The following is a 26,710-nucleotide window of genomic DNA, read 5'->3' on the forward strand; positions in this document are numbered from 1 at the left end:
ATGTCCTTCGAACCGCTGCTGAGCGCTACCGAGCCCACCGGGGCGATTCCTCCCCTCGAGCGTTGGCACCCGGCGCTGAGTGGGCAGATGGATCTGACAATTCGTGCCGACGGCCACTGGGTTCACGAAGGCACGCTGATACGCCGATCCTCGCTGGTGCGGCTGCTCTCGACGCTGCTGCGTCGCGAGTCTGACGGCGAGCACTACCTGGTCAGCCCGGTGGAGAAGTGGCATGTCATGGTAGAGGACTGCGCCTTCGTGGTCGTCGACGCCGAGCAGCATGCCGGTACCTGGTGGTTGATCACCAACGTGGGCGACCGTGTGGCACTGGGCGAGTCGCCTCGGCTGCAGGTTACCGCCACACCTGAGGGTACCCCGGTGCCCGAGGTGGCGGTGCGCTTCGGGCTGGCGGCGCGGCTTGGCCGTAACGTCTTCTATCGTCTTGTGGAAGAGGGCGAGCAGCGCACGGTCGAAGGGCGCGCACAGCTTGGCCTGGTCAGTGCCGGCCACTGGCAGCCGCTCGGCGCGCTGGAGGCGTCGTGAAGCTGACCGACGAGCAGCGCGCGGTAGTTGCCCATGCCGGCGGCCACGCCCGGGTCGCGGCGGTAGCCGGTGCCGGCAAGACCACCACCATGGTGGCGCGGGTGCTACACCTGCTGGCCCAGGGCACGCCGCCGTCAAAGCTATTGGTGCTGATGTTCAACCGCGCAGCGCGGGAAGACTTCACCGCCAAGCTGATGCGCTGGGCACCGCCGGGCCAGGCGCTGCCCGACGTGCGCACCTTCCACTCCATCGGCCACCGCCTGACCGGCACCCTGACCCGCTGGGGAGCGCTGACGCGGCGTGAGCTGCTGGCTCAGGAGTGGCAGCGCGAGCGGCTGCTGCGCCAGGCGGTCCAGCAGGCTCTGCACGGCGACGAGGCCCAGCTCGAGTCGGCGCTGGACGGCGATAGGCTCGAGGCCTTCGGCCACTTCTGCGAACTGGTCAAGGCCGAGATGGAGGCGCCCCAGACGCTCTATGAGCGGCTCGACTTTGGCGACGACACCGGCCACTTCGTCGACGCCTTCGATGCCGCGGAGACGCTGCTCGAGCAGCATCGGCTGATGACCTACGCCGACCTGCTGTATCGGCCGCTGCGTGCCCTGGAGGCCGATCCCGCGCTGCGCCAGCGGGTTCAGGGCTTTCTCGACCATGTCATCATCGACGAGTATCAGGATATCAACGAGGCGCAGCAGCGGCTGCTGGCGCTGCTGGCCGGCGAGCGCGCGTCGGTGATGGCGGTGGGCGATGCCAACCAGTGCATCTACGAGTGGCGCGGTGCGCGCCCCGACACCATGCTCGAGGACTTCACGCGCACCTTCGGTGCGGCCCGCGACTATCCGCTGTCGACCACGTTTCGCCATGGCGATGCGCTGGCGCTGGCCGCCAACCATGCCATTGCCGCCAATCGCCGGCGACCCGATCAGCTGTGTCTGGCAGCCCCGGGCAATCCGACGACCCGGCTGAGCGTGGCCCAAGGGGGAGGAGCGCTGGTCGAGGCCCTGGGCGACTGGCAGCGCCAAGGCCGCAGCCTCGCCGAGGGCTGTGTGCTGGTACGCAGCTGGGCGCTGTCGGTGTCGGTGCAGCTGCAGCTGCTGCGTGCCGGCCTGCCGTTTCGTCTGGCCCGCGAGGACCGCTTCGTATTTCGCCTGCCGCTGGTCCAGGCGTTGGCCGGCTATCTACGCCTGGCGCGCCAGCCGCGGCTGCTCCAGGACCCGGCGCATCTGCTGCTGCTGCTCGCCCAGCCGACGCCTTTCGTGGCGCGTGAGCGGCTGCAGGCGCTGGCCACGCGGCTGGCCGAGTCGCAGCAGTGGCCGAGCCGTGACGACCCGCTGCTGGCGAGTCTCAAGCCGATCCAGCGGCGCAACCTCAAGCGCCGCTGGGCGCTGCTCTGCGACCTGCCCAAGCTGGCCGCCTGGCCGCCGTCGCGGCTGCTGGCCGAGGTGGTCGAGCGCCTCGACGCCGAGAAGGTGCTCAAGCGCGCCGCCGCCCGGCGTGAGAAAGGCGAGGAGGACGTGCGCCTGCTCGACGTGTTGATCGAGCAGGCCGCCGAGCTCGATCATGACCCTGAGGCCTTTATCGCGCTGCTCGAGCGGCCCGTCCAGGACGAAGCGGGAGGCGCCGGCGATGCCGACGGGATCCTGATCTCCACCGTGCACGGCGCCAAGGGGCTGGAGTGGCCACTGGTGGCGCTGTGGGGCGCCAATGAAGAGGACTTCCCCCACTACAGTCGTGACAACCCGCTGACGCCGGAGCGCCTGGAGGAGGAGCGGCGGCTGTTCTATGTCGCCATTACCCGCGCCCGCGAGCAGCTGTTGATGGTGCATGACGGCGGCGAGCACCGTCCTAGCCGTTTCATTGCCGAGAGCGCCTGGGACGACTGCCAGCGGGTGGCCGATGCCCTGAGCGCGGACGCCGTGCCAACGGCGGCCTTGGCGGTGGTCGAGCCGACGCTGATGCAGCGTTACCTGGCGGCCACCGGCCGAGCGCTGACGATCACTGCTGCCACCGGCGTCGCCAGCGCAGCGGGTCGCTATGCGGCAGCGGCGTTCGACGTTGGCCAGCGCGTTCGCCATGCGGTATTCGGCGAGGGCGAGATTCAGGTGGTCGAGGGTGACCCGGCCAACCCGGTGATCGAGGTGCGCTTCACCCACGCCGGCAAGCGCCGCCTGATCGCGCTGCGCGCCCCCCTGGAACCGATTGGAGAGTCCGCATGACACAGCCTTTGATCAGCGCCAAGGCGCTGCAGCAGCGCCTGGCAACCGATAGCGCACCGCTGCTGCTCGACTGCCGCGCACGCCTCAATGACAGCGCGGCGGGTCGCGTGCTGTGGCGCCAGGCCAGCCTCCCCGGCAGCCTGCCTCTCGACCTCGATCGCGACCTGGCCGCGACGCCGGGGAAGGGCGGTCGTCATCCGCTACCTGACCCGGCAACCTTTACGGCGACACTGCAGCGGCTCGGCGTTTCGCCTGACCGGCCGCTGGTGGTGTTCGACGACATGGGCGGCCAGCTGGCTGCGGCGCGGGCCTGGTGGATGCTGCGCTGCTGGGCCGGTCATCCCGAGGTGTACGTCCTCGACGGTGGTCTTATGGCCTGGCAGGCCATTGGCGGTGAGCTTGAGCCGGGCGACACATCCACTCGGCCAAGCGACTGGCGACCGGCGTTCGATGACGCGGCCCGGGTAGAGGCCGATCAGGTCTTCTCGGGCCGCGCCCTCAAGGTCGACGCGCGAAGCCCGGCGCGTTTTCGCGGTGAGGAGGAGCCCATCGATCCCGTGGCAGGGCACATCCCCGGTGCCCGCTCTCGGCCGAGCGCCGCCAACCTCGACGCGTCGGGGTATTTCAAGCCGGCCGAGCGGCTGGCAGCCGAACTGCCACAGGCCGAAGAGGTAGTGGCCTACTGTGGTTCCGGGATCACCGCCTGCCACACGATTCTTGCCTATGCCGTGGCCGGGCTGCCGCTGCCGCGCCTCTATGCCGGCTCCTGGAGTGAGTGGATCGAGGATCCGGCGCGGCCGGTGGCGCGCGGCGACTGATCACAGGCATTAGGCAAATCTCGCCACTGCCCGCTACCTTTATCTGGTGACTTGCTACTCGACGCCAGGGAGGCTGGGATGAACTTTGCGCTGATCGGTGCGGCGGGCTATATCGCCCCTCGCCATATGCAGGCAATCCAGGCGACCGGTCATCAGTTGGTGGCGGCTTACGACATCAACGACTCAGTGGGTGTCATCGATTCGATCTCCACCGACTGCGCTTTTTTTACCGAATTCGAACGCTTTCTCGAGCACGCCTGGCGGCGCAAGCGACAGGGCCATTCACTCGACTATCTGGTGGTCTGCTCGCCCAATCATCTGCATAGCGCCCACGTCACCGCCGGGCTCTACCTGGGCTGCGATGTGATCTGTGAAAAGCCGCTGGTGGCCAGCGTCGAGCAGCTCGATGAGCTGCGCCGAGTGGAAGCGGAGAGCGGGCGGCGGGTCTACTCGATCATGCAGCTGCGTCACCATCCGGTGATCCATGAGCTGCGCGATCGGGTCGAGCGTGCAGGGCGCGACAACCATGAGGTGGAGCTCACCTATATCACCTCACGCGGCCCCTGGTACCTGGAGAGCTGGAAGGGCGATCCGCGGCGCTCGTTCGGCGTGGTGGCCGATATCGGCATCCACTTCTTCGATATGCTGCAGATGGTCTTCGGCGAGCTGCAGCAACTGTCGCTGCACTATCGCGATGATCACAAGGCCAGCGGCTATCTCGAGTATCGGCGCGCAAGGGTGCGCTGGTTTCTCTCCATCGATGCCGATGATCTCCCCGCTGAGGTGCGCGGGCGGCAGCCCACCTATCGTTCGGTGACCTGCGACGGTGAAGCCTTCGAGTTTTCCGCCGGTTTCACCGATCTGCACACGGTCAGCTATCGTGAGATTCTCGCCGGGCGCGGCTTCGGCATCGAGACGGTACGCCCCTGCCTGGCGGCGGTGCAGGCGATTCGCGAGGCACAGCCCGAGCCGGCGCCGGATGCCCAGCTGCACCCACGCCTCAGGACGCTGGGGCTGGCGCCCTATGATGGCGCCGTGGGGGGCTAATCCATGGCCATGGCATTCGTTGATCTGGCTGCCCAGCAGGCGCGCCTCAAGCCGCGCCTGGATGCGGCCATGCAGCGTGTCCTGGCACACGGCTGCTATGTACAGGGGCCGGAGGTCGCCGAGCTGGAGCAGCGCCTTGCGGCGCGGGCCGGCGTCGCCCACTGCATCGCCTGCGGCAGCGGCACTGCGGCCCTGCAGCTGGCGCAGATGGGGCTCGGAATCGGCCCCGGCGACGAGGTGATCGTCCCTGGCTTCGGCTTCGTGGCCAGCCCCGAGAGCGTGGCACTGTGCGGTGCGCGGCCGGTATATGCCGAGATCGAGCCCGGCAGCCTGCTGCTCGATCCCCAAGGGCTCGAGGCACTGATTACCCCGCGCACCCGCGCCATCATGCCGGTCTCGCTGTTCGGCCAGTGCGCTGATATGCAAGCGATCAACGACCTGGCCGAGCGCCATGCGCTGATAGTGATCGAAGATGCCGCCCAGAGTTTCGGTGCCCGTCGTCATGGTCGCGCCTCCTGCGCCTTGAGTCGGGTGGCCTGCACCAGCTTCTTCCCCAGTAAGCCGCTCGGATGCTACGGCGACGGCGGGGCCCTGTTTACCGATGACGACGATCTGGCGGAGCAACTGCGGCGCCTGATCAACCACGGCGATGCGGGGCGCTACCAGCATCTGCAGCTGGGCATGAACAGCCGGCTGGATACGCTGCAGGCGGCGATTCTGCTGGTCAAGCTTGCGGTGTTCGATGACGAGGTGGCGCAGCGTCAGGGGGTGGCGGAGCGCTATGACGCGCTGCTGGATGGGCTGGCGCTGGATTTGCCGCAGCGACTGCCGGGCAATACCAGTGTGCATGCCCAGTACACCCTGCAGTTGGAGGGGCGCGACGAGGTCGCGGCGCGGCTGTTGGAAGCCGGGATTCCCACCGCGATTCACTACCCCCGACCGCTGTATCGCCAGCCGGCGGTGGCCGACCCGTCGTGCCGGCTGCCGATCTGCGAGGCGGCCTGTGCGCGGGTGCTCAGCCTGCCCATGCACCCTTATCTCGAGTCCGCGCAGCAACGGCGGGTGGCCGAGGCACTGCAGCAGGCGCTCTCACCCTGAGTCCGCCTGCCATTGGTGTCATTCTATCCGCTTACATATTGGGGTAGTTGGGCCCGCCGCCACCCTCCGGCGCCACCCAGGTGATGTTCTGGGCCGGGTCCTTGATGTCGCAGGTCTTGCAGTGCACGCAGTTCTGGAAGTTGATCTGGAAGCGCGGCTTGCCGGCGTCGTCCTCGACCACTTCATAGACCCCGGCCGGGCAGTAGCGTTGAGCCGGTTCGGCGTACTCGGGAAGGTTGTCGCGAATCGGCAGCGCCGGATCGGCGAGCTTGAGGTGGCAGGGCTGATCCTCTTCGTGGTTGGTGTTGGAGAGGAACACCGAGGAGGCCTTGTCGAAGGAGAGCTTGCCGTCGGGCTTGGGGTAGTCGATCTTCTCGAACTCGGCGGCGGGCTTGAGCGCGGCGTGGTCCGGGGTGGTGTCGTGGACGCGGGGCAGCTTGCCGCCCAGCAACTGGTCGACGAAGTTGTAGGCGCCACCGCCGACGGTGCCGTACTTGTGAATCGCCGGGCCGAAGCTGGCACTCTCCTTGAGCTCGGCATAGGCCCAGCTCGCCTCCCACTTGGCCGTGAAGGCGGTGAGTTCCTGGCCGCCCTCATCGCCAGTGGCGAGGGCCTCGAAGACGCTCTCGGCGGCCACCAAGCCCGACTTCATGGCGGTATGCAGGCCCTTGATCTTGGCGAAATTGAGGGTGCCGGCGTCACAGCCGATCAGCAGACCACCGGGGAAGGTCATCTTGGGCAGGCAGTTGAGCCCGCCCTTGGTGATCGCCCGGGCGCCGTAGGCGACCCGCGAGCCGCCCTCGAGATACTGCTTGAGCAGCGGGTGGTGCTTCATGCGCTGGAATTCATCGAACGGCGACAGCCAGGGGTTCTGATAGGAGAGATCCATGATCAGCCCCACCACCACCTGCTGGTTCTCGGCGTGGTAGAGGAACCAGCCGCCGTGGGCATCCTTGGCCAGCGGCCAGCCGGAGCCGTGCAGCACCAGGCCCGGCTCGTGCTTGTCGGCGGGCACGTCCCACAGCTCCTTGAGGCCGATACCGTAGTGCTGCGGATCTCTGCCCTCGTCGAGGCGGTACTCACCGATCAGTTGCTTGCCCAGATGGCCGCGGGCGCCCTCGGCGAACAGGGTGTACTTGGCCCGCAGCTCCATGCCCGGCATATGGCCGTCCTTGGGCTGGCCATCGGCGGCTACGCCCATGTCACCGATCAGGATGCCCTTGACCACGCCATCCTCGATAATCGTCTCCTGGGCGGCGAAGCCGGGGAAGATCTCGACGCCGAGGCCTTCGGCCTGTTCGGCCAGCCAGCGGCACAGATTGCCGGCGCTGATCACGTAGCGAGTCTGGTCGCCGCCGGTGTTGTGCATGCTCTTGGGCACCAGCGCATTGGGCAGCTTCTGGGCCTTGTCGGCATCCTTGAGCAGGTAGAGCTCGTCGCGAATCGCCGGGGTGGTGAGCGGGGCGCCGCGGGATTCCCAATCGGGGAACAGCTCATTCAGGGCGCGGGGTTCGAACACCGCGCCGGAGAGGATATGGGCACCCACCTCGGAGCCTTTCTCCACCACACATACGGTGAGCTCCTGGCCAGCCGCTTCGGCCTGCTGCATGAGGCGGCAGGCCGCCGAAAGCCCGGCCGGGCCGGCGCCGACGATGACCACATCGACGTCCATTGAATCGCGTTCTACGTGTTCCACCTGCAGTCTCCTCCCACGGTCTGGTCGCTTCCCGCCATTGTGCTTGATCAGGCGTTTGCATAACAGGTTATATCAAATTCTGATTAAAACGGTCGTTTGCTTCTAGTTCTCGGCCATGATATGCATAATAGATCGACTGTAACACCCTACTTAGGGCGGTGAGCGACGCTCGTCCCAGGGCATGGCGGTCGCTGCCAATCCAAGGCTTCAGCGAGTGAACCAAGCGAGGACACTATGAAGGTACTGGTCGCGGTTAAACGCGTCATCGACTACAACGTCAAGATCCGCGTCAAGGCGGACAATTCCGATGTCGACCTCACCAACGTCAAGATGGCGATGAACCCCTTCTGCGAGATTGCCGTGGAAGAGGCGGTGCGACTCAAGGAAAAGGGCGTTGCCACCGAGGTGGTCGCGGTGACCGTTGGCCCCAAGGCCGCCCAGGAGCAGCTGCGCACGGCACTGGCATTAGGCGCCGACCGCGCCATCCACGTCGATACCGACGAGCGCGTCGAGTCGCTGGCGGTGGCCAAGCTCTTGGCCAAGGTGGTCGAGGAGGAGCAGCCGGGGCTGGTGATCCTCGGCAAGCAGGCCATCGACACCGACAACAACCAGACCGGTCAGATGCTGGCGGCGCTGAGCGGCCTGCCCCAGGGCACCTTCGCCTCCGAGGTGGTGGTCGAGGGAGACAAGGTCGCCGTGACCCGCGAGATCGACGGCGGCCTGCAGACCGTCGAACTGAGCCTGCCGGCCATCGTCACCACCGACCTGCGCCTCAACGAGCCGCGCTACGCCAAGCTGCCCGACATCATGAAGGCCAAGAAGAAGCCCATGGACGTCAAGACCCCGGCGGAGCTGGGCGTCGAGGTGGCCTCCCGGGTCAGCCTGCTCAAGGTCACCCCGCCCCCTGAGCGCCAGGGTGGCGTCAAGGTTGGCTCCGTCGACGAGCTGGTGGACAAACTCAAGAACGAAGCCAAAGTGCTTTAAGAAGGAGTCGATCATATGAGCATTCTGGTTCTCGCCGATCTTCACGACGGCCAACTCGCCGACGCCACCGCCCACGTCGTTGCGGCGGCCAACGCCATCGGCGGCGATGTTCACGTGCTGGTGGCCGGTGATGGCGTCCATGCCGCCGTCGAGACCGCCGCCCAGCTCGATGGGGTGAGCAAGGTGCGGGTCGCCGACAACGCCGTCTACGCCTATCAGCTGGCCGAGCCCATGGGCGCGCTGCTGGTGGCCCTGGCCGACGACTACAGCCACGTGCTGGCCAGCGCCTCCACCACCGGCAAGAATGTGCTGCCGCGGCTTGCCGCGCTCAAGGACGTCAGCCAGCTCTCCGAGATCATCGCCGTGGAGAGCGCCGACACCTTCCAGCGGCCGATCTACGCCGGCAACGCCATCGCCACGGTCAAGAGCGACGACCCGCTCAAGGTGATCAGCGTGCGTACCACCGCCTTCGACGCGGTCGCCACTACCGGTAGCGCCGCCATCGAGGCGGTCGATTACGTTGCCGACAACGCCCAGTCGCGCTTCGTCAAGGAGGAGCTGGCGCAGTCCGACCGTCCCGAGCTGGGCGGTGCGCGGATCGTCATCTCCGGCGGGCGCGGCATGGGCAACGGCGACAACTTCACGCTGCTCGAGGGCATCGCCGACAAGCTGGGTGCCGCCATCGGCGCTTCAAGAGCCGCGGTGGACGCCGGCTTCGTGCCCAACGACATGCAGGTCGGCCAGACCGGCAAGATCGTCGCCCCTGACCTGTACATCGCCGTGGGTATCTCGGGTGCCATCCAGCACCTGGCGGGGATGAAGGACTCCAAGGTGATCGTGGCGATCAACAAGGACGAGGAGGCGCCGATCTTCCAGGTAGCGGATTATGGATTGGTCGGTGACCTGTTCGAGGTGCTGCCGGAGTTGGAGAGCAAGCTGTAAGGAAGATCGGGATCTTCCAGGTAGCGCTCTCGATAGTACCGGCCTGGTCGGCGATCTGTTCGAGGTGCTGCCGGAGTTGGAGAGCAAGCTGTAAGGAAGATCGGGATCTTCCAGGTAGCGCTCTCGATAGTACCGGACTGGTCGGCGATCTGTTCGAGGTGCTGCCGGAGTTGGAGAGCAAGCTTTAAGTAGCGAACTCTGAACGCCTAATCTGACAACGCCTCGCCCTGTGCGGGGCGTTGTCGTATCTGGCCTTGGTAAGGGGGGGGAGGCATGAAAAAGCCCCGCCGTGGCGGGGCAAATGTGAGTCGAAACTCAAGCCAGTCGAGGGCGATCAGAACTCGTAGGTCGCCGAGAGCCACAGGCTGCGGCGATCCATATAGGTGCCGTCAATCGACCGACCCGTGGCGATGTAGTCATAGCCCGCGTAGGTGTCACCCTCGTATTCGTAGGTCGTACCGCTGCCGAAGTCGGTATCGAGCAGATTGTGGATGGTGCCGGTCAGGCGCACGTTATCCGCCACGCGATAGGTGGAACTGAGATTGAACAGCTCGTAGCTCTTGAAACTGTCGCCAACGGCGGCGACGAGCGCTGCCGATTGGCTACCCGCCTCAGGCGTGGAGGCGAAGCGATCCCGGCCGCTGTAGTGCTCGCCCTCCAGGGTGGCGGACCAGCGCTCGTTGATGTCCCAGGTCACCGCGGCGGTGAGCTTGTGCCGTGGTGCGAGGGTCAGGCTGGCGCCGCGGGCGTCATCCGATTTGATCTCGGTATCGGTGTAGGTGTAGCCGCCGCGCAGTTCCCAGGCGGGGGCGAAACGGTAGCGAGCTTCCAACTCGAGCCCTTGGGTTTGTGCCTCCCCGATGTTGATCGCTTGATCATAGGTGCCGTCGGGAATACTCGGGTTGCCGGTGACGGTACGCTCGCTGGCGGTGACGATGCGATCGGTGAAATCGGTATGAAAGAGCGTCGCCCCCGCCGAGAAGCCCGCCTGGTGGTCGTAGTGGGCACCGATCTCGTAGTTGGTGCTCTTCTCCGGTTGAAGATCGGGGTTGCCAATCAATAGCCGGCTACCCTGGCCGGTGACATTGTTGATGCCATCCCTCAGCTGGTTGAGGGTCGGCGTCTTGTAGCCGCGACTGACACCGCCTTTCAACGTCCAGCTGTCGTCGGCGTTCCATACCAGGTAACCCCGCGGTGTGAAGTGTCCACTGAAGGCGTCGTGATTCTCATAGCGGCCGCCCAGGGTCAGCGCCAAATCGTCGCGTAGCCACCACTCGTCCTCCAGGAACAGCGCCCACTGCGACTCGTCGTAGCTGTCAGGCGCGAGGTCGTCGGTCAGCTCTGCTTCGATATACTGGCCGCCGAAGGTGAGCATGTGCGCGCCGATATTGGTGGTGAACTTGCTGTCGAGTACCGTCTGCTCGTTCTCCAGAGTGCGTGGCGAGCCGATGATCGGGGCGTGGGGCAGGGCGGGGTGTGGCGTACCGGGCCCCGCGTTGGGATGGGGGATGGTGCGGCCAATGGTTTCGGTAATGGCGTGGGTCAGGCTGGTTTCCCAGGTGCCTGCGTCGAAGCGTCCGGTGTGTCCCAGCGCCACCTGATCACGGTTGAAGCGCATGTGATCTTCGTAGCCGTAGACTTGGTTGGGGTTGTTCGGGTTGCTGCCGTCCAGGCTGCCCAGACGACTATCGGTATTGTCATACCACTGGCGGGAGCGCTCGGCGTCCAGCCAGACCTCGTTGGTGTCGTCTGGGGTAAGGTTCAGGCGCCCGCCAATGGAGTAGATCTCGCCTTCGGCGGGCCGTGGGTCGCGGCCGGTGCCTTCCAGTAGACGGTCGGAGGCGCCGCGGTTGTATACCCGGCCGCGCAGTTGGAGACCCAGGGTCTCCTCGACCAGCGGGCCGCTGGTGAAGAAGCTGAGCGCCTGGGAGTTGGGCTCCTCACGGTGCTGCTGGAAGGTGCTCTCGGCGGTGACCGAGCCGCTCCACTCGTTGGCGACGCGGCGGGTGATGATATTGATTACGCCGCCCATGGCGTCGGAGCCATAGAGCGTCGACATCGGCCCGCGGATCACCTCGATACGCTCGATGGCCGACAGCGGTGGCATAAAGCTGGTGCCGGTCTCGCCAAAGCCGTTGGGGGTAACGTCAGAAGCGGCGTTCTGGCGGCGCCCATCGATCAGGACCAGGGTGTAGCTACTCGGCATGCCGCGAATGCTGACATTGAGCCCGCCGGTCTTGCCCACGCCAGAGCGCACGTCGACGCCGGGAATGTGAGCAATGGCTTCGCCGATATTGGAGAACTGGCGCTGCTCCAGCTCTTCGCGGGTCACCACCGAGATGCTGGCCGGCGCATCGGCCAATGCCTGTTCGAAGCCGGCCGCCGTCACCACGATGTTGTCGAGACGTGGGGGCTCCTCGGCGACAGCCGTCAGGGAAGCGCTGGCCGCGGCGATGGCGACAGCCAGGGCGCGTCGAGACGCGTGGGTCATGAGTTCACCTTTGAATGATGCTGGTTATTGAATGATATTAATTATCAAATGCGGGTGAATTCTATCGGCACCTGGTGGCGAGAGGGAAGGGCTCAAGCAGAAACGATGCGTTGCTCAGGATGCAACGCTGAGGGGAGAGGCGGGCTCGCTGTTCCACTCCACGGGAAGGTGGCGGCGCAGGAAGTCGAGAAGGGCGCTGACCTTGCCGGCTTGATGGCCGTGGGCATAGAGCAGAAACACCGGTAGGGCCGGCAGCTGCCACTCCGGCAGACAGAGCTCCAGGTCGCCGGGGTGGGCGCGTTCACGGCGCTCGGCGAGCCAGCACGGCATGATGCCGAGTCCCTGGCCACGGGCGATGGCGTCGGCCTGCAGCATGTGCTGGTCGAGTCGCAGCCGCGAGCGCGGCGGCTGGAACAGGAACTGCGCGCCGTTGCTGTGACGCAGCGGTAGGCCGCCCTCGGCGTCGCCGAGCAGATCGATCCAGTGGTGATCGAACAGTTCATCGGGCTGCCGTGGCCGGCCGTAGCGTGCCAGGTAGTCGGGATGGGCGTAGATACCGCAGCGCAGCAGCGTCAACTGCTCGCAGCGCAGGTGCTCCTCCATAACGGGGCCGAGGGTGACGTGAATGGCGGTACTCTCGGCGCTGGCATGAAATCGCTCGTGGGTCTTCAGCGTCATGTCGATCCGTTGGTGTCGCGCCATAAAGTCGTGCAGCAGTTGGGAGATCCACGGCCGCGTCAGCGCAACATGGGCATCGATCACCAGTTCGCCACTGATTTCGTGATGCAGCTCCTCGAGGGCCGCCCGGCTCTGGCGTGCGAGTTCCAGTATGCGCTGGCAGTAACCGTGGAACAGTGCGCCGGCCTCGGTAGGCAAGAGACGGTTGGACTGGCGCCGCAGCAGGGGATAGCCGAGGCGTGCCTCGAGTTGGCTGATACGCCGGCTCAGCGTCGACTTCGACAATCCCAGGCGGGTGGCGCTGCGGGTCAGGTTGCCGGACTGCATCACCGCATCGAAGGCGGTCAGTTCATCAAGATCGTGCATGGCAAGTACATCCGGGATGTCTCTCGGTCGGCTAGATCGATCAGTATGCCATGAAGGCATACCATCATATAAATGATTCTGTTTATTATCGGCGTCTGCGTCGCGTTGCGCAATCGGCAACACGTCGTTCCGCAGGCTGATGCTGCGCTAGTATATGAGAATCATTATTATCAATCTCCTCAAATCCATTCGCCGTTCATGCTGGAGATATTGCATGTCCTTTGCATTGCTGCCACGCCGCCCACTGCTGGCCCTGATGATGACGCTAATGACGACTACCGCTTACGCTCACAGTGTGGAGACCGCCCATGGGCCGGTCGAGGTGGCTAGCGATCCGCAGCGGGTGGTGACGCTCCACGAGGGTGCCCTGGACACTGCGCTGGCCGCTGGCATTACGCCGCTGGGTGCGGTGACCACCCGTGGCGGCGACGGCGTGGCGCGCTACCTCGACGACTATCTGGACGACATCGCTATCGTCGGCGTAGTGCGTGAGATCAATATCGAGGCGGTGCTGAATCAACAGCCTGATCTGATCCTGGCACCGCCGCAGCTCAGCGATGAGCAGTACGCGCTGCTGTCGCGGATCGCCCCCACCGTGGTGCCTCCCGCTCAGGGGTTTAGCCGCGAGGCGTGGAAGGACGATGCACGGCTCTATGGCCAGGCGTTAGGGCGCGAAGCCGAGGTGGAAGAGGCCATCGTTGAGGTCGAGCAGCGTGCCGCTGAGATGGCACAGGCCATCGCAGAGCAGGGTATCGACAGCGGTGCGACCCTGGTGCGCTGGATGCCCCAGGGGCCCTTGGTCATGTCGTCGCAGCTGTTTAGCACCGGCGTGCTGGCGGCTGCCGGGCTCGAGGTGCACGATGGCGGCCTGGTGCCGGAGCAGGCTGGCCATAGCGACCCGCTGAGCCTCGAGAATCTGTCGCGCATCGATGACGACTGGCTGTTCCTGGCCACGCTCAATGCGGATGGTGAGGAGGCGCTTGCCAGTGCCCGTCAGTCGCCCGCCTTCGAGCGCCTCGACGTGGTGCAGCGTGATCGCGTGGTCAGCGTCGACGGCCAGCTATGGAGTAGCGCCCAAGGACCGCTAGCGGCCCAGGCAATCCTCGATGATCTCGAGCGTGCGCTACTGCCATGAGGCAAGCCCTGTTTGCAGCGCAGGCCCAGCACCCGGCGATCCCCTGGCTGGGCTTGGTGCTGCTGATGTCGAGCGTGATGCTGCTCAGCGTGCTGGTGGGCGCGGGGGAGGTCGGCGCGTTGCGGGCACTGGCGGTGCTGGCCGGCGACGGCGATCCCGAGGCGCGCTTCGTGGTCGGCTCACTGCGGCTGCCGCGCACCCTGATTGGAGTGGTCGTGGGGTTGGCGCTGGGCTGTGCCGGTGCGCTGTTGCAGGCCGTCACGCGCAATCCGCTGGCCGAGCCGGGGCTGCTGGGGGTCAGTGCCGGTAGTGCCTTCGCTGTGGCGGTTGCGCTACTGCTGGGTGCCAGTGCCACCACGCTGCGCGTCTCGGCGGCGCAGCTGGGGGCCCTGGCCGGCTGCCTGTGCGTGCTAAGCGTGGCGCGGCTGCGCGGAGTGGGCGGCGACCCGGTTCGCCTGGTGCTCGCCGGGGCGGCGTTCTCAGGTTTGCTTGCATCGCTGACGGCACTGCTGCTGCTGTTCGACCAGCGCGCTGCCGATGAGATTCGCTTCTGGGTGATCGGCAGTCTGTCTGGCCGGCGCCTCGATGATCTGCTGGCCGTTCTGCCGAGCCTCGCGGTGGCCAGCCTGATCGTGCTGAGCATCGCCCGGCCGCTGGCGGCCCTCTCGCTGGGCGAGCGGGTGGCGGCGGGGCTAGGCCACCGTCCGGGGCGGGTGCGGCTGCTGGTGATCGTGGCCGTGGCCCTGCTGGTCGGGGCGGCCACGGCGATTGCCGGCCCCATCGCCTTCGTCGGACTGGTGGTGCCGTTTGCCGCGCGTGCCCTGGCGGGGCCCGACATTCGTCGCGTGCTGTGGTTGTGCCTGCCGCTGGGGCCGCTGATGGTGGTGTCGGCGGACATTCTTTCGCGGCTGCTGGTGGCGCCATCGGAAATGCCGCTGGGCGTGCTGACGGCGCTATGTGGCGCTCCGGTGCTGGTGGCGGTGGTGCGCGCCAGGCGCCTACCCACCCTGTAAAAGCGGAGCCGGAATCCTTATGTCGTTACTCTTCGTGGCGCGTAGCGCTGCACGAGACAAGATGCGGCCGAGCACAGCGCCGCCGGTGCCCCATGGCAGTTGGCGGCTGCGCTGGCAGTGGCCGGGTGGTGGCGAGGCGAGCCTGTTGATCAGCCGACGCAGTGCGCTGGCCAATCTGGGGTTGCTGCTGGCGCTGATGGTCGCGAGCGGTGTCTATCTGGCGCTGGGCAGCGTGCGCCTGGCACCCCAGTCGCTGGTTGCCGTGCTGCTGGGCGGCGGGGGCCTCATGGACCGTTTCATGGTGATCGAGCTGCGGCTACCGCGACTGTGGGCCGCCTGTCTGACCGGAGCGGCGTTTGCGGTGGCGGGCTGCCTGATGCAGACGCTGGCCCGTAATCGGCTGGCCACACCGGGCATCATCGGTATTGATAATGGGGCCACGGCCTTTGCCGTGGCCTCGGTGGTGGGGCTCGGCGTGTCGCTGGCACCACCGGCGATGGCCTTGGCGGGGGCGGCCACCGCTGCTGCGATCACCTTCGGGCTGACCGCCGGCGGTGGCAGTCGCGGCTACCGCTTTATCGTCGCCGGGATCGGCGTGGGGGCGGTATTCGGCGCCATCACCCAGCTGCTGCTGGCGCGGGTCGATATGGATACCGCCAATGCCGCCTACCCATGGACGGTGGGGACGCTCAATGCCCGCCCCACGGGTGCGCTGTTGGTGCTTGCCGTGGGATCGGCCGTCGGGCTGGTGATGGCGATGGCGCTGTCCCGCGCGCTATCGCTGATGCGCTTCAGCGACGCCGTTGCGCAGGGGTTAGGGTCCCAGGTGGCGCGACGGCGCTGGCAGGTGCTGGCGGTGTCGGTACTGCTCACCGGGCTGGCGGTGGCGGTGGCCGGGCCAGTGGGGATGGTGGGTCTGATCGGCCCGGAGATCGCCCGCTCGCTCTCCTGCCGTCGCGGCGTGCCGATCATCGCCTCGGCGCAGGCCGGGGCGCTGGTGATGGTGCTGGCCGATCTGGTCGGACGGGTGCTGTTGGCGCCCATCGAACTGCCGGTAGGGATCGTCACCGCCGTGGTCGGCGGTCCCTGGTTGTTATGGATCCTACTGCGACCTCTAAGGAGTCTGGCATGAGTGAAGTGGCGGAGGGCTGCGCGCTTGAAGCGCAGCGGCTCGACCTGGCCCACGGTCAGCGACGTGTGATCGAAGGGCTGGACCTGCGCCTGCCACCTGGCCGGGTGACCGCCATCGTCGGCCCCAACGGCTGCGGCAAGTCGACCCTGCTGGCAGGGTTGGCACGGCTCCACGCCCCGGGGGGCGGCTGCGTACTGCTCGACGGTAAGGATATCCAGCGCTTGCCGGCCCGCGAGCTGGCGCGCCGTCTGGCGCTGCTGCCGCAGGAGGCGATTGCCCCTGAGGGGCTGACGGTGCGCGACCTGATCCGCTTCGGCCGCCAGCCCCACCAGGGCATCTTGCGGCAGTGGTCGCGGCAGGATCATCTGGCCGTCGAGGCGGCACTCGCGGCGGCGGATCTGCTAGCGTTGGCCGAGCGTCCGCTTGAGGCGCTCTCGGGTGGGCAGCGGCAGCGTGCCTGGATCGCCATGACCATCGCCCAGCAAACGCCGCTGCTGCTGCTCGACGAGCCGACCTCGGCGCTCGATCTGGGCCATCAGTTGGAGGTCTTCGAGCTGGTGCGGCGACTGGCCGGCGAGGGGCGAACGCTGGCGCTGGTGCTGCACGATCTGGCCAGCGCCTGCCGCTATGCCGACCATTTGGTGGCGATGCGCGAAGGGCGCATCATTGTCCAGGGCGAGCCTCGTGAAGTGGTGACCCGTGAGCTGGTCGCCGAGCTCTACGACATCGACTGCACCCTGCTGCATGATCCGGCTACCGGCACCCCGCTATTGACCAACCTGCGCCGTATGCCCCGTGCGTCTCGAGAGGGGTGTACGCCTCGTTGAGGCATCTTCTTGATAATGAAAGTCATTGTTATTCGCGGTCGAGGTGATATCCTATCTGGCGATGGCTTCTACTAGGCAACGACGACGGGAGAGAACGGTGCGTGGTAATGGTTTAGATTCCCTGCGCTTAGGCGCTGCGCTATGCGTCCTGTTACTGGCTGGACAGGCCAATGCCGACTCGCTGACGTCCGAGGCACAAGACGCTCAGCGTCAGCAGGCTGAGCTGCAGGCGCAGATCGACGCTGCAGACGATGAGAGCCGCGCGATGCTGGCAGAGCTTCGTGAGCGCGAAAGCGAGACGCGGCAACTAGAACAGGAGAGCGCGCGCCTTGTCCCCCATCTGGTAGAGCAGGCGGAGCAGTTGCAGCGTCGTGAGCTGGCGCTGGATACCCTCGATGTGACACGACAGTCGCTGCCCTCCCTGCAGGCGAGCCTGGTGGCGAGGCTCGACGCTTGGATCGAGAGGGATCTGCCGTTTATGCAGTCACAGCGGCGTGCCCGGGTGGCGAGTCTGGAAACCGCACTGGGGGATCCGGACCTCGACGATGCCGAGCGGATGGAGCGAATTCTGGACGTATGGCGCTATGAGCTGGCGTATGGGCTGGAGATGGATGCTTGGCGCGATTACCTGGTAGTGACTGATGAATCGCAATCAAGCCGGCGTGAAGTGGACTATCTGCGTCTGGGGCGTGTAGGGCTCTATTACCTCACGCCGGATGGCCGTGAGGGCGGGGTGTGGTTGGCAGAAGACGCTGACTGGGCGCCGTTGGATGACCAGCAGCGCCGAGAAGTGCGCAAAGGCTTGCGCATGGCGCGCGATCAGCGCGCCCCTGAACTCTTGCAGCTACCGGTTTCTCAGCCGCTTGAGCGTGACAATGGCCCACTGGCTAGGGAGGGCGGCATATGAGCACGCTAAGAGTGATGGCGTTACTGATGCTGGTGGTGCTGTTCAGCGTCACCGCACTGGCGCAGGGCGACCCCGAGACGCTGAGTAGCCTGCGTGCTGAGCGGGAGGCGGCCGAAGCGCGCGACCGGGCGCGGTTGAGTGAGTTGCTCGACGATCGCGAGGCCCTGGAAGCGGCATTGGAACGCAGTCGTGAAGCGCATCGCGCTGCTCAGGAGCGCCATGCGGCGCTGAGCGATCAGCGCGAGATCCAGGCCCAGCATCGTGACGAGCTCGAGGCGCGGCAGCAGGAGCAGGGCAGTGATCTGGCGGCGATACTCGAGCTGGCATCGCGTCACACTGGCGAGCTGCGCGACGCTCTCAATAATAGCTGGGTAGCCGTCGGTGAGGGACGGCTTCCCGAGCGGCTAGATACGGTCTCCGTGCTCGAGTTGGAGCACCTGGAAAGCTTTGCCGACCGGCTGCTGGGCTTGGTGGAAGAGACCGGGCGCGTGGTGCAGTTCGAGGCGCCGGTGGCTGGAACGGATGGCGAGATAGTGCCTCGTGATGTGGTGCGTCTGGGCGACTTTGCGGCCTTTACCGATGATGCGCTGCTGCGGCGCGGCGTCGGAGAGGCGGGGTTGGCGGTGGTCGAGCGCACGCCGCGCTCGGTGGCCAAGGTGCTGGCCGAGTTTCATGCCGGTGAGCGTCGTGATGTCGCTCTGGATCCCACCCATGGCGATGTGATTGCGGCGCTGGCCCAGCAGCCCACGCTGCTGGAGCGCTTCCATCAGGGCGGTGTCGTTGGTTACGTGGTGGTGACGCTGGGCGCCTTCGGCTTGCTGGTGGGCTTGTTGCAGTATGGCTACCTGCTATGGGTCAGCCTCGCCATGCGTCGCCAGCTGGCTAAGCTGTCACAGCTGCGCAGTGATAACCCGCTAGGCAGAGTCTTGCAGCGCTTCCGTGAGCTGCAGGCGAATCAAATTCCCGAGGCGCTGGAGGCACGGCTGGACGAAGCCGTACTGGCCGAGCTGCCGAGACTCGAACGTGGCCAGCCACTGGTCAAGCTGCTCGCTGCCATCGCGCCGCTGCTCGGGTTGCTGGGTACCGTGACCGGGATGATCGTGACCTTCCAGGCGATCACCGTCTACGGCACCGGTGATCCCCAGCTAATGGCCGGTGGTATCAGCCAGGCGCTGGTGACCACCGTGTTGGGTCTGGTGACCGCCGTCCCGCTGCTATTCATGCATACCGCGCTGTCGGGCCGCAGTCGCCACTTGACCGGTGTCGTCGAGGGTCAGGCGAGCGCGGCCTTGGCCAGGCATCTCGAGACGGGCTCACTGAGCGACGCGCCCACATCCCAGGAGAGCAGGTCGCATGACTCCGCGTTGGCTTGAGCCCCTCGAGCGTCTGGTCGAGTCTGGCGGTGAGGTGCTGGTCGTTATCGCCGTGGTGGCCATGCTGCTGTTCACCCTGTCGCTGGAGCGCTGGTGGTATTTTCGCGTGACCTATCGCCACCAGCGCCGACAGCTGATCGAGCGCTGGACTCAGCGCAGCGACCATTTGAGCTGGAGCGCCCGTACGCTCCGGGATGTGTGGACGCGGGAGCTGATCCGGCGCCTGCGTCGGCCGCTGCCCTGGCTCAAGCTGCTGGTCGCCCTGTGTCCCCTGCTGGGGCTGCTGGGGACCGTGACCGGCATGATCGCGGTGTTCGATAGTCTGGCACTTAGCGGTAGCGGCCAGGCGCGCTCGATGGCGGACGGTGTGGCACGTGCCACGCTGCCAACCTTGACCGGCATGGCGGTGGCGGTCGTCGGGCTGCTTTTCACCAGTCGTTTGGAACATATCATCCGGCGCGAGGACCAGCGGCTACATGACCGCCTGGCCCGGGCCGTGGAGGAATCCCATGCGTAGGCGCCGAATGACGGCCGACAGCGGCGAGGCCAGTGAAGTCAACCTGACGCCGATGCTCGATGTGGTCTTCATCATGCTCATTTTCTTTATCGTCACCACCAGCTTCATCCGTGAGAGTGGGGTGGAGATCGAGCGCCCCGAATCGAGTTCGGCGACGCCCCAGCCGGAGGCGCAAGTGATGGTCGCCATCACGCCGGAGGGGGCGGTGTGGGTAGATGGCAAGGCCATCGACCTGCATCGCGTCGGCGATGAAGTGGCCGCGCTGGTCAGCGATGATGGCAGCGTGGTGATCCAGGCGGATCGGCAAGCCGCCACCGGCATCCTGATTGAGGTCATGGATAGCATCCGTAGTGCCGGTGTCGAGCAGGTGGCGGTGGCAGCCAGCCGGAGCGAGTCATGACGCGAGTGCCTATGTCGGCGCTTGGCGGGATTCTGCTGGCGGTAGCCCTTTTCTGGCTGCTGGCGCTGCTGGTGGCTCCCCCCGAGGCTGAGGTCGAGATGCTCGACAACACCATGGCGATGACCATGGTGGATGCCCCTGAGGTGCCGCAAGAGGAGCCTGCCGAAGCGCCCGCGGAAGCGCCGCCTCCGCCGCCACCCGCGGCAGTACCGCCGCCCGCACCTGAGTTGCCGCCGCAGGAGAGCCCTATCTCGCTACCGGATCCGGAGCCGCTACCGGACGCTGCGGAACCCCTGGAGCTGGACGAGACGCTGCCGGAGATGAGCGAAGTGTCGCCAGAGCCGCCGCCCGAACCGGAGCCGCAGCCCGAACCTGAGCCGCAGCCCGAGCCGGAGCCGTCTCCTGCACCCGAAGCAGAGGCGACGGCCGAGGTGGCGTCGGATACGGCGACAGACGCCAGCCCGAGTGATACTCAAGCGGACAGTGAGGCGCCGGTGGACGTTGGTCAGCTCTCACCGACCAGCCGGGTGCCGCCGGAGTACCCATCGCGGGCGCAGCGGCGCGGACTAGAGGGTTTCGTCGAGGTACGCTTCGTGATCCGGCCGGATGGCAGCGTGGATCCCTCCTCCGTCCAGGTCACCAGTGCCCAGCCGCGCAATGTCTTCGACAGCGCCGCGATAGAGGCGGTGCAGCGCTGGCAGTTCGAACCGGCCGGAGGCCTGCGGCGTGCCCATCAACGTCTCGAATTTCAGTTGAGGTGATCGATGCACCTTAAACGTCTCGCGCTGAGTATCGTATGGATCTGGCTTGTTGCCACGCCGCTGACGGTGCTGGCCGAGCCGCCGCTGCCGGGTGAGTTCATCCGCGATCTCGAGCGTCTACAGCAGCAGCTCCAGGAGGGGGCGGCAGATACGGTACTGCAGCGCGCCGAGTCGCAGTCCCAGCGTTTGGCGGGGGGCAATGCCGCGGACCGCTGGGCGAGTGCGCTCTATCTCCAGCTGGCGGCACACGCCGCCGCCAGGCTGGAGCGTTTCGAGGAGGCCGCTGCATACCTCGAGGAAGCGAGAAACAGCAGCCAGGCATCGTCGAGCCAGCGCGATCGTTGGTTGTACCAGGAGGCCGGCCTGCGGCTCTCGGCCGGACAGCGCGAGCAGGGGGCTGAACTGCTGGCCGACTGGCTGACTCGCCATGCGGGGCAGCGCGACGACTACTGGCGCATGGTCAGGACACTGGCGGAGCTTGAGCGCTGGGAAGACGCCCGCGAGTGGCTCTCACGTGCGACCGCGGAGACGGGCTCGCTGTCGCCGAGCCAGCGCCGCCTGGCCGTGGCGGTTTATCAGCAGAGCGGTGCCGGAGAGCAGGTGCTGACGCTGCTGGGGGGCGAGCTGGACGGCGACTCGCCCGCCGCAGAGTGGCGCCGCGCCGCGGCGCTGGCTCAGCAGGCCGGACTTCATGAGCAGGCGGCAGTGTTCTGGGATAGCGCCTGGCGCCTGGGGGTATTCTCGGGTGATGAGGATCTGTTGACCCTGGTGCGTCTGCATATGATGGCAGGCACCCCCGCGCGAGGCGCCGAACACTTGCACGCTGCCCTCGAGGCGGGTGAGGTGGCCGACAGCCTGGCGCACCGCCGACTGCTGGCCCAGGCCTGGCAGGCGGCGCGAGACCGCGAGGCGGCGCTGATGGCGTGGCAGGAGCTGGCAGAGCGCAGCGGTGAGGCCGACGACTGGCTGCGGCTGGGTCAGCTGGCTAACGACTGGGGGCGCGATCGCTGGGCGCGGGACGCCTGGCAGCAAGCCGCCTCGCTGGGCGCTGAAGAGGCCGAGGCGTGGCTTGGCGGCCTGGATCAGCCCCACACCCAGGCGCAGCTCTCAGAGCGCTAGCTCGGTCCATACCGGGGCGTGATCCGAGGGCTTCTGCATGCCGCGCAGGTCGTAGTCGATACCCGCATCGGCCACGCGTTCGGCCAGCGGCGCGGTGACCAGGATATGGTCGATGCGCAGGCCGCGCTTGGGCTCGCGCTCGAAGCCCCTGGAGCGGTAGTCGAACCAGCTGAAGCGGTCGTCGACCTCAGGGTAGCGTAGCCGGTAACTGTCGCTCAGGCCCCAGCCTTTGACGCGACCGAGCCATTCGCGCTCAATGGGCTGAAAGCTGGTCTTGCCCTCGCGCAGCCAGCGCTTGCGGTTATCCTCGCCGATGCCGATATCGATATCTTCCGGCGAGATATTGAAGTCGCCCATCACCGCCAGGCGCTGCTCGGGACGGCACTCCTCCTCGAGCAGTCGCGTCAGCTGAGCATAGAAGCGCTGCTTGTGCGGGAACTTGGTGGGGTGTTCGATGTTCTCGCCCTGAGGGAAATAGCCGTTCCACACCGTAAGCGGATCGCCGTTGGACGCCGCGAGGCGTATGCCGATCATGCGCCGCTGAGCATCTTCCGCATCATCGGGAAAGCCGTAGTAGACCGCTTCGGGCTCGTCGCGGCACAGCATCGCCACGCCGTAGTGGCCCTTCTGGCCGTGAAAGAAGACGCGGTAGCCCATGGCCTCGACCGCTTCGCGGGGAAACTCGCTGTCCTGTACCTTGGTCTCCTGCAGACCGATCAGCGCCGGACGGTGCGACTCGATCAGCGCTTCCAGCTGATGCAGACGGGCGCGAATGCCGTTGATATTGAACGAGACCAGGCGCATCAGTCGTCACCCCCAGACTCGGGATGCACCTGAATGCCCGGCGCCTGCTGCTGGCGGGCCAGCTTGCGGGCCGCCTGCAGCTTGCGCTGCTGGCGCTTCTTCTCTGTGAAGCGACGCGACGAGGTGACCTGATCGGGATTCTCGTGACGCCATTTCTTGAAATCCTTGCGCTTGCCGGTGCGCAGCGTCACCTTGTCAGCCAGCGAGCGGGTCTTCTTCCTGCGTGTCATGACGCATGACTCCATATACCGTGTAGCCACATTCTAACAGGCACGACGGGTGCCACACAGCCGGGGGCGCCCTCGTCGCCAATGGCTGCTACAATAGTTCGCCTGAAAACGTCCAGGCAGGTTTGGACTGGCATACCATCCACAGACATTACGGACAGAATCACAGCCTATGAGCGAGTCGGAAAAGACCACCGCACCGGCCCAGAACCGCAAGCCCAAGCGTCGTCGCCGCAAGCCGCGCAAGTCGCAATCCAGCTGGGATCTGCGTCAGTTCCAGGTCCCGCCGGTGGCGGGCAAGTGGCGCTTCCACGACTTCGATCTGCCGCTGCCGCTGATGCGCGCGATCCATGCCCTGGGCTTCGAGTACTGCACGCCGATTCAGGCCGAAGCGCTGACGCAGACCCTGCTTGGCGGCGACATCGTCGGCAAGGCCCAGACCGGTACCGGCAAGACCGCGGCATTCCTGATGTCGATTCTTGCCTACTTCCTCGAGGAGGAAACGCCGAACGGCCAGAAAGCCGGTGCGCCGCGGGCGTTGATCGTTGCCCCGACCCGCGAGTTGGCACTGCAGATCGAGAAGGATGCCAAGGCACTGGCGCGCTTCACCGACCTCAACGTGGCAAGCGTGGTCGGCGGAATGGACTACCAGAAGCAGCGCGACAATCTGGGCAAGAACCTGGATATCCTGGTGGCGACACCGGGCCGGCTGCTCGATTTCCATGAGAAGCGCGACGTCGATCTTACCCAGGTCGAAGTGCTGGTGCTCGACGAAGCCGATCGCATGCTGTCGATGGGGTTCATTCCCGACGTCAAGCGCATCATTCGTCATACGCCGAAGAAAGAGGAGCGTCAGACCTTCCTGTTCTCGGCCACCTTCACCGAAGACATCCTCAATCTGGCCAGCCAGTGGACCGAGAGCCCGGCCCACGTGGAGATCGAGGTCACGGTGGAGAACGCCGCCGACATCGATCAGCGCGTCTACATGGTCGGCGACGACGACAAGCAGCGGCTGCTGATCAACCTGCTCAAGCAGGAGAGTTTTGAGCGCGTGATGGTGTTCGGCAACCGCCGCGACCTGGTGCGTAAGCTCGACGAGCTGCTCAGGAAGGCCGATGTCAACGTGGCGATGCTGTCCGGCGATGTGCCCCAGGCCCAGCGCATCAAGACCCTCGAGCGTTTCCGTGAAGGCGAGGTGCAGGTGCTGGTGGCCACCGACGTGGCCGGGCGTGGCATTCATATCGACGACGTCAGCCATGTGATCAACTACACCCTGCCGGAAGATCCGGAAGACTATGTGCACCGCATTGGCCGCACCGGTCGCGCCGGTGCCAAGGGCGTATCGATCAGCTTCGTCGGCGAAGAAGACGCCTTCTCACTGCCCGAGATCGAGCGCTACATCAACGACAAGCTGCCTTGTGAGCACCCCCCTGCAGGTATGCTATAGGCGCCACCATGCTCGATGAGGCCCTGAAAGGCGATATCCAGACCGCCTATCGCCGCGTGCTCGAGGGCCTCGAGCTGACGCCGCGCTACGGTCAACGGCTGATGATCGCCGAGATCGCCCGCACCCTGGCCGGCATTCAAGCCGACGACAGCGGCAAGCGGGTCAGCGACGAGCACGTCTGCGTGCTGGAGGCGGGCACCGGCACCGGCAAGACCCTGGCCTATCTGCTGGCGGCCTTGCCGGTGGCCCAGGCGCGCGGCAAGCGGCTGGTGATTTCGACGGCCACGGTGGCGCTGCAGGAGCAGGTGCTGCATCAGGACCTGCCCTCGCTCAAGGCCCACAGCGGGCTCACGTTTGACTATGCCCTGGCCAAGGGGCGCGGCCGCTACCTGTGCGTGGCCAATCTCGAGAAAGTCCTCGACGGCGCCGAAGACAACCCGACGCTATCGCTGTTCGAGCAGGCCCTCGAATCGCGCGACGGCGATGACTTTCATGCCCTGGTCAAGTCGCTCGCCGAAGCCTACGGCAGCGGTCGCTGGGCCGGTGATCGCGACAGCTGGCCAGAGGCCATCGCCGATCCACAGTGGCGGCGGCTGACCACCGACCATCGCCAGTGCACCAATCGACGCTGTGGCCACTTCAACGCCTGCGCCTTCTTTCGCGCACGCCGTCACCTCGATAGCGCCGACATCATTGTCGCCAACCATGACCTGGTGCTGGCCGACTTGTCGCTGGGTGGTGGCATGGTGCTGCCCAAGCCTGCCGATTGCATCTACGTCTTCGATGAGGGTCATCATCTGCCGGATAAAGCGGTGGAGCACTTCACGCACCGTTTTGCCGTCAACGGCGCGCTGCGCTGGTTGAGAACGCTCAAGAAATCGCTCACCGAACTGAATGCGGCGCTGGCCGTGCAGCCCACGCTGGCCCGGCTGTTGGCCGGGTTTCCCGAGGCCATTGCCGCTATCGAGCCGCGGCTGGGCGAGATCATGGCGCTGGGTCACCAGCTCGCTGAGCTGCCCCAAGGCAGTGGCGACGAGAGCCGCCATCACCGCTTCGAGATGGGGCGTGCGCCGCTGGCGCTGCGCGAGCAGGCGAGTGCGCTGGTGGTGGTGTTTGCCACACTGGCGCGCAATCTCGAGAGTATGGCCGATATCCTGCGCGAGAGCCTCGACCCGGAAAAGCACACCGGGCTGCCCAAGGAGCAGGCTGAGCCATGGCTGCCGCTGATCGCGCTGTTGCACGGTCGTGCCCTGGAGGCTCATGCGCTATGGCTGACGATGAGCGAGGAGGATGACCCGGCCGAGCCGCCGCGGGCGCGTTGGCTGACCTTCGAACCTGTGGCCGGAGAGCCCGAGCTGGTCTATTCGGCGAGCCCGGTGTCTGCTGCGCATACGCTGGCGCGCACGCTGTGGGGCAGCTGCTATGGTGCGGTGGTGACGTCAGCCACACTCACCGCACTGGGACGCTTCGAGCGGCTGCAGGAGCGGGCAGGGTTGGCCAACCGCTACCGTTATCAGCGCTTGCCGAGTCCCTTCGACTACTCGCGAGCGGTGCTCAGCGTGCCCCGTGAAGCGGTGGACCCCAGCAATCGCGAGGTCCATGAGCAATCAATCATCGATTTCGTTGCCGGCTTGGACCACCGCGAGGCGGTGCTGATGCTGTTCTCGTCGCGGGCTCAGCTGCGTGCGGTGGAGAAGGCGCTACCCAAGATGCTGGCCGAGCGGGTGCTGGCCCAGGACCGGCTGCCCAAGCGCGAGCTGATCGAGCGCCACCGGGCCCGGGTCGACGCCGGCAAGGGCAGTATCATCTTCGGCCTGGCAAGCTTCGCCGAGGGCATCGACCTGCCCGGGGACTATCTGACGCATGTGGTGATCACTCGGCTGCCGTTCTCGGTGCCCGACGACCCGGTAGGTGCGACCCTGGCGGAGTGGATCGAGAGCCGTGGCGGCAATCCCTTTATGCGCATCAGCGTGCCTGACGCCTCGATCAAGCTGGTGCAGGCGTGCGGAAGATTGATCCGCAAGGAGCAGGACAGCGGTCGCATCACGCTGCTCGACCGCCGCGTGCTGACACGGCGCTACGGGCGCGCGCTGCTCGATGCGCTCCCCCCCTTCAGTCGCGAGATCGACGGTGTGGCACAGCTGCCCTGATCGCTAGCGATACCACAAACGA

At 66.2% G+C, this 26,710-nt stretch carries 24 protein-coding genes; 19 read left to right on the plus strand and 5 right to left on the minus strand.

Annotation, left to right across the window (positions count from 1 at the left end):
* The 5 genes from IEI94_RS16490 (at position 1) to IEI94_RS16510 (ending at position 5,719) form a co-directional block, all read left to right on the plus strand.
* Entirely contained in the window at positions 1-543 is a 543-nt protein-coding gene (locus IEI94_RS16490; protein ID WP_191168352.1) for a DUF1285 domain-containing protein, read from the plus strand.
* Positions 540-2,756, plus strand: coding sequence for an ATP-dependent helicase (locus IEI94_RS16495; protein ID WP_191168353.1), 2,217 nt, complete (start codon positions 540-542; stop codon positions 2,754-2,756). The genes IEI94_RS16490 and IEI94_RS16495 overlap by 4 nt, the downstream gene beginning before the upstream one ends.
* Complete coding sequence (locus IEI94_RS16500) at positions 2,753-3,574, plus strand: sulfurtransferase (RefSeq protein WP_191168354.1); 822 nt, start codon at positions 2,753-2,755, stop codon at positions 3,572-3,574. Before IEI94_RS16495 ends, IEI94_RS16500 begins: the two co-directional genes overlap by 4 nt.
* Before the next feature lie 78 nt (positions 3,575-3,652).
* The gene (locus tag IEI94_RS16505) at positions 3,653-4,621 is read left to right on the plus strand and encodes a Gfo/Idh/MocA family oxidoreductase (RefSeq protein WP_191168355.1); all 969 of its coding nucleotides are present in this window, start codon (positions 3,653-3,655) and stop codon (positions 4,619-4,621) included.
* Between the two features lie 3 nt (positions 4,622-4,624).
* Positions 4,625-5,719, plus strand: a complete 1,095-nt coding sequence (locus IEI94_RS16510) for a DegT/DnrJ/EryC1/StrS family aminotransferase (RefSeq protein ID WP_318153414.1) — start codon at positions 4,625-4,627, stop codon at positions 5,717-5,719.
* Positions 5,720-5,750: 31 nt separating this feature from the next.
* Here IEI94_RS16510 and IEI94_RS16515 read toward each other — a convergent pair whose 3' ends face one another.
* Entirely contained in the window at positions 5,751-7,415 is a 1,665-nt protein-coding gene (locus IEI94_RS16515; RefSeq protein ID WP_191168356.1) for an electron transfer flavoprotein-ubiquinone oxidoreductase, read from the minus strand.
* Between the two features lie 234 nt (positions 7,416-7,649).
* On the opposite strand from IEI94_RS16515, the gene IEI94_RS16520 reads away from it, so the two are divergent.
* Together IEI94_RS16520 and IEI94_RS16525 are read left to right on the plus strand one after the other, a co-directional pair.
* Entirely contained in the window at positions 7,650-8,399 is a 750-nt protein-coding gene (locus IEI94_RS16520; RefSeq protein ID WP_191168357.1) for an electron transfer flavoprotein subunit beta/FixA family protein, read from the plus strand.
* A 15-nt stretch (positions 8,400-8,414) separates the two neighbouring features.
* Positions 8,415-9,341 (plus strand): electron transfer flavoprotein subunit alpha/FixB family protein, encoded by a 927-nt coding sequence (locus IEI94_RS16525; RefSeq protein ID WP_191168358.1) that lies wholly within the window; start codon positions 8,415-8,417, stop codon positions 9,339-9,341.
* Positions 9,342-9,675: 334 nt separating this feature from the next.
* Here IEI94_RS16525 and IEI94_RS16530 read toward each other — a convergent pair whose 3' ends face one another.
* Both IEI94_RS16530 and IEI94_RS16535 read right to left on the minus strand, forming a co-directional pair.
* On the minus strand, positions 9,676-11,832 hold the full coding sequence (locus IEI94_RS16530; RefSeq protein WP_191168359.1) for a TonB-dependent receptor domain-containing protein: 2,157 nt from the start codon (positions 11,830-11,832) through the stop codon (positions 9,676-9,678).
* 114 nt (positions 11,833-11,946) lie between these two features.
* Positions 11,947-12,876 (minus strand): LysR family transcriptional regulator, encoded by a 930-nt coding sequence (locus IEI94_RS16535; RefSeq protein WP_191168360.1) that lies wholly within the window; start codon positions 12,874-12,876, stop codon positions 11,947-11,949.
* 214 nt (positions 12,877-13,090) lie between these two features.
* Between IEI94_RS16535 and IEI94_RS16540 the strand changes: the two genes are divergently transcribed.
* From IEI94_RS16540 to IEI94_RS16585, 10 genes are all read left to right on the plus strand, one after another.
* Positions 13,091-14,011: an iron-siderophore ABC transporter substrate-binding protein gene (locus IEI94_RS16540; protein WP_191168361.1), complete on the plus strand. Its 921-nt coding sequence runs from the start codon at positions 13,091-13,093 to the stop codon at positions 14,009-14,011.
* A 65-nt stretch (positions 14,012-14,076) separates the two neighbouring features.
* Positions 14,077-15,024 (plus strand): FecCD family ABC transporter permease, encoded by a 948-nt coding sequence (locus IEI94_RS16545; protein ID WP_412030923.1) that lies wholly within the window; start codon positions 14,077-14,079, stop codon positions 15,022-15,024.
* Positions 15,025-15,043: 19 nt separating this feature from the next.
* Positions 15,044-16,156 (plus strand): FecCD family ABC transporter permease, encoded by a 1,113-nt coding sequence (locus tag IEI94_RS16550; protein ID WP_191168363.1) that lies wholly within the window; start codon positions 15,044-15,046, stop codon positions 16,154-16,156.
* Positions 16,153-16,983, plus strand: coding sequence for an ABC transporter ATP-binding protein (locus tag IEI94_RS16555; RefSeq protein WP_191168364.1), 831 nt, complete (start codon positions 16,153-16,155; stop codon positions 16,981-16,983). The genes IEI94_RS16550 and IEI94_RS16555 overlap by 4 nt, the downstream gene beginning before the upstream one ends.
* A 97-nt stretch (positions 16,984-17,080) precedes the next feature.
* Positions 17,081-17,890, plus strand: a complete 810-nt coding sequence (locus tag IEI94_RS16560; RefSeq protein ID WP_318153415.1) for a DUF3450 domain-containing protein — start codon at positions 17,081-17,083, stop codon at positions 17,888-17,890.
* Entirely contained in the window at positions 17,887-19,263 is a 1,377-nt protein-coding gene (locus IEI94_RS16565; protein WP_191168365.1) for a MotA/TolQ/ExbB proton channel family protein, read from the plus strand. The genes IEI94_RS16560 and IEI94_RS16565 overlap by 4 nt, the downstream gene beginning before the upstream one ends.
* Positions 19,244-19,780, plus strand: a complete 537-nt coding sequence (locus IEI94_RS16570; RefSeq protein ID WP_191168366.1) for a MotA/TolQ/ExbB proton channel family protein — start codon at positions 19,244-19,246, stop codon at positions 19,778-19,780. The genes IEI94_RS16565 and IEI94_RS16570 overlap by 20 nt, the downstream gene beginning before the upstream one ends.
* On the plus strand, positions 19,773-20,180 hold the full coding sequence (locus tag IEI94_RS16575) for an ExbD/TolR family protein (RefSeq protein WP_191168367.1): 408 nt from the start codon (positions 19,773-19,775) through the stop codon (positions 20,178-20,180). The genes IEI94_RS16570 and IEI94_RS16575 overlap by 8 nt, the downstream gene beginning before the upstream one ends.
* Positions 20,177-20,941, plus strand: a complete 765-nt coding sequence (locus IEI94_RS16580; RefSeq protein WP_191168368.1) for an energy transducer TonB — start codon at positions 20,177-20,179, stop codon at positions 20,939-20,941. Before IEI94_RS16575 ends, IEI94_RS16580 begins: the two co-directional genes overlap by 4 nt.
* 3 nt (positions 20,942-20,944) lie before the next feature.
* Positions 20,945-22,060 carry a hypothetical protein gene (locus tag IEI94_RS16585; protein WP_191168369.1) on the plus strand — a complete coding sequence of 372 codons (1,116 nt, stop codon included), beginning with the start codon at positions 20,945-20,947 and terminating at the stop codon, positions 22,058-22,060.
* Here IEI94_RS16585 and xthA read toward each other — a convergent pair.
* Positions 22,049-22,864 carry an exodeoxyribonuclease III gene (xthA, locus tag IEI94_RS16590; protein WP_191168370.1) on the minus strand — a complete coding sequence of 272 codons (816 nt, stop codon included), beginning with the start codon at positions 22,862-22,864 and terminating at the stop codon, positions 22,049-22,051. The genes IEI94_RS16585 and xthA overlap by 12 nt on opposite strands.
* Positions 22,864-23,094: a hypothetical protein gene (locus IEI94_RS16595; RefSeq protein ID WP_191168371.1), complete on the minus strand. Its 231-nt coding sequence runs from the start codon at positions 23,092-23,094 to the stop codon at positions 22,864-22,866. The genes xthA and IEI94_RS16595 overlap by 1 nt, the downstream gene beginning before the upstream one ends.
* A 169-nt stretch (positions 23,095-23,263) precedes the next feature.
* On the opposite strand from IEI94_RS16595, the gene rhlB reads away from it, so the two are divergent.
* On the plus strand, positions 23,264-24,538 hold the full coding sequence (gene rhlB, locus IEI94_RS16600) for an ATP-dependent RNA helicase RhlB (RefSeq protein ID WP_191168372.1): 1,275 nt from the start codon (positions 23,264-23,266) through the stop codon (positions 24,536-24,538).
* A gap of 8 nt (positions 24,539-24,546) precedes the next feature.
* Positions 24,547-26,688, plus strand: a complete 2,142-nt coding sequence (gene dinG / locus IEI94_RS16605) for an ATP-dependent DNA helicase DinG (protein ID WP_191168373.1) — start codon at positions 24,547-24,549, stop codon at positions 26,686-26,688.
* Positions 26,689-26,710 lie beyond the last annotated feature (22 nt).

The sequence above is a fragment of the Halomonas sp. ML-15 genome (assembly GCF_014779595.1).
GTDB lineage: Bacteria > Pseudomonadota > Gammaproteobacteria > Pseudomonadales > Halomonadaceae > Franzmannia.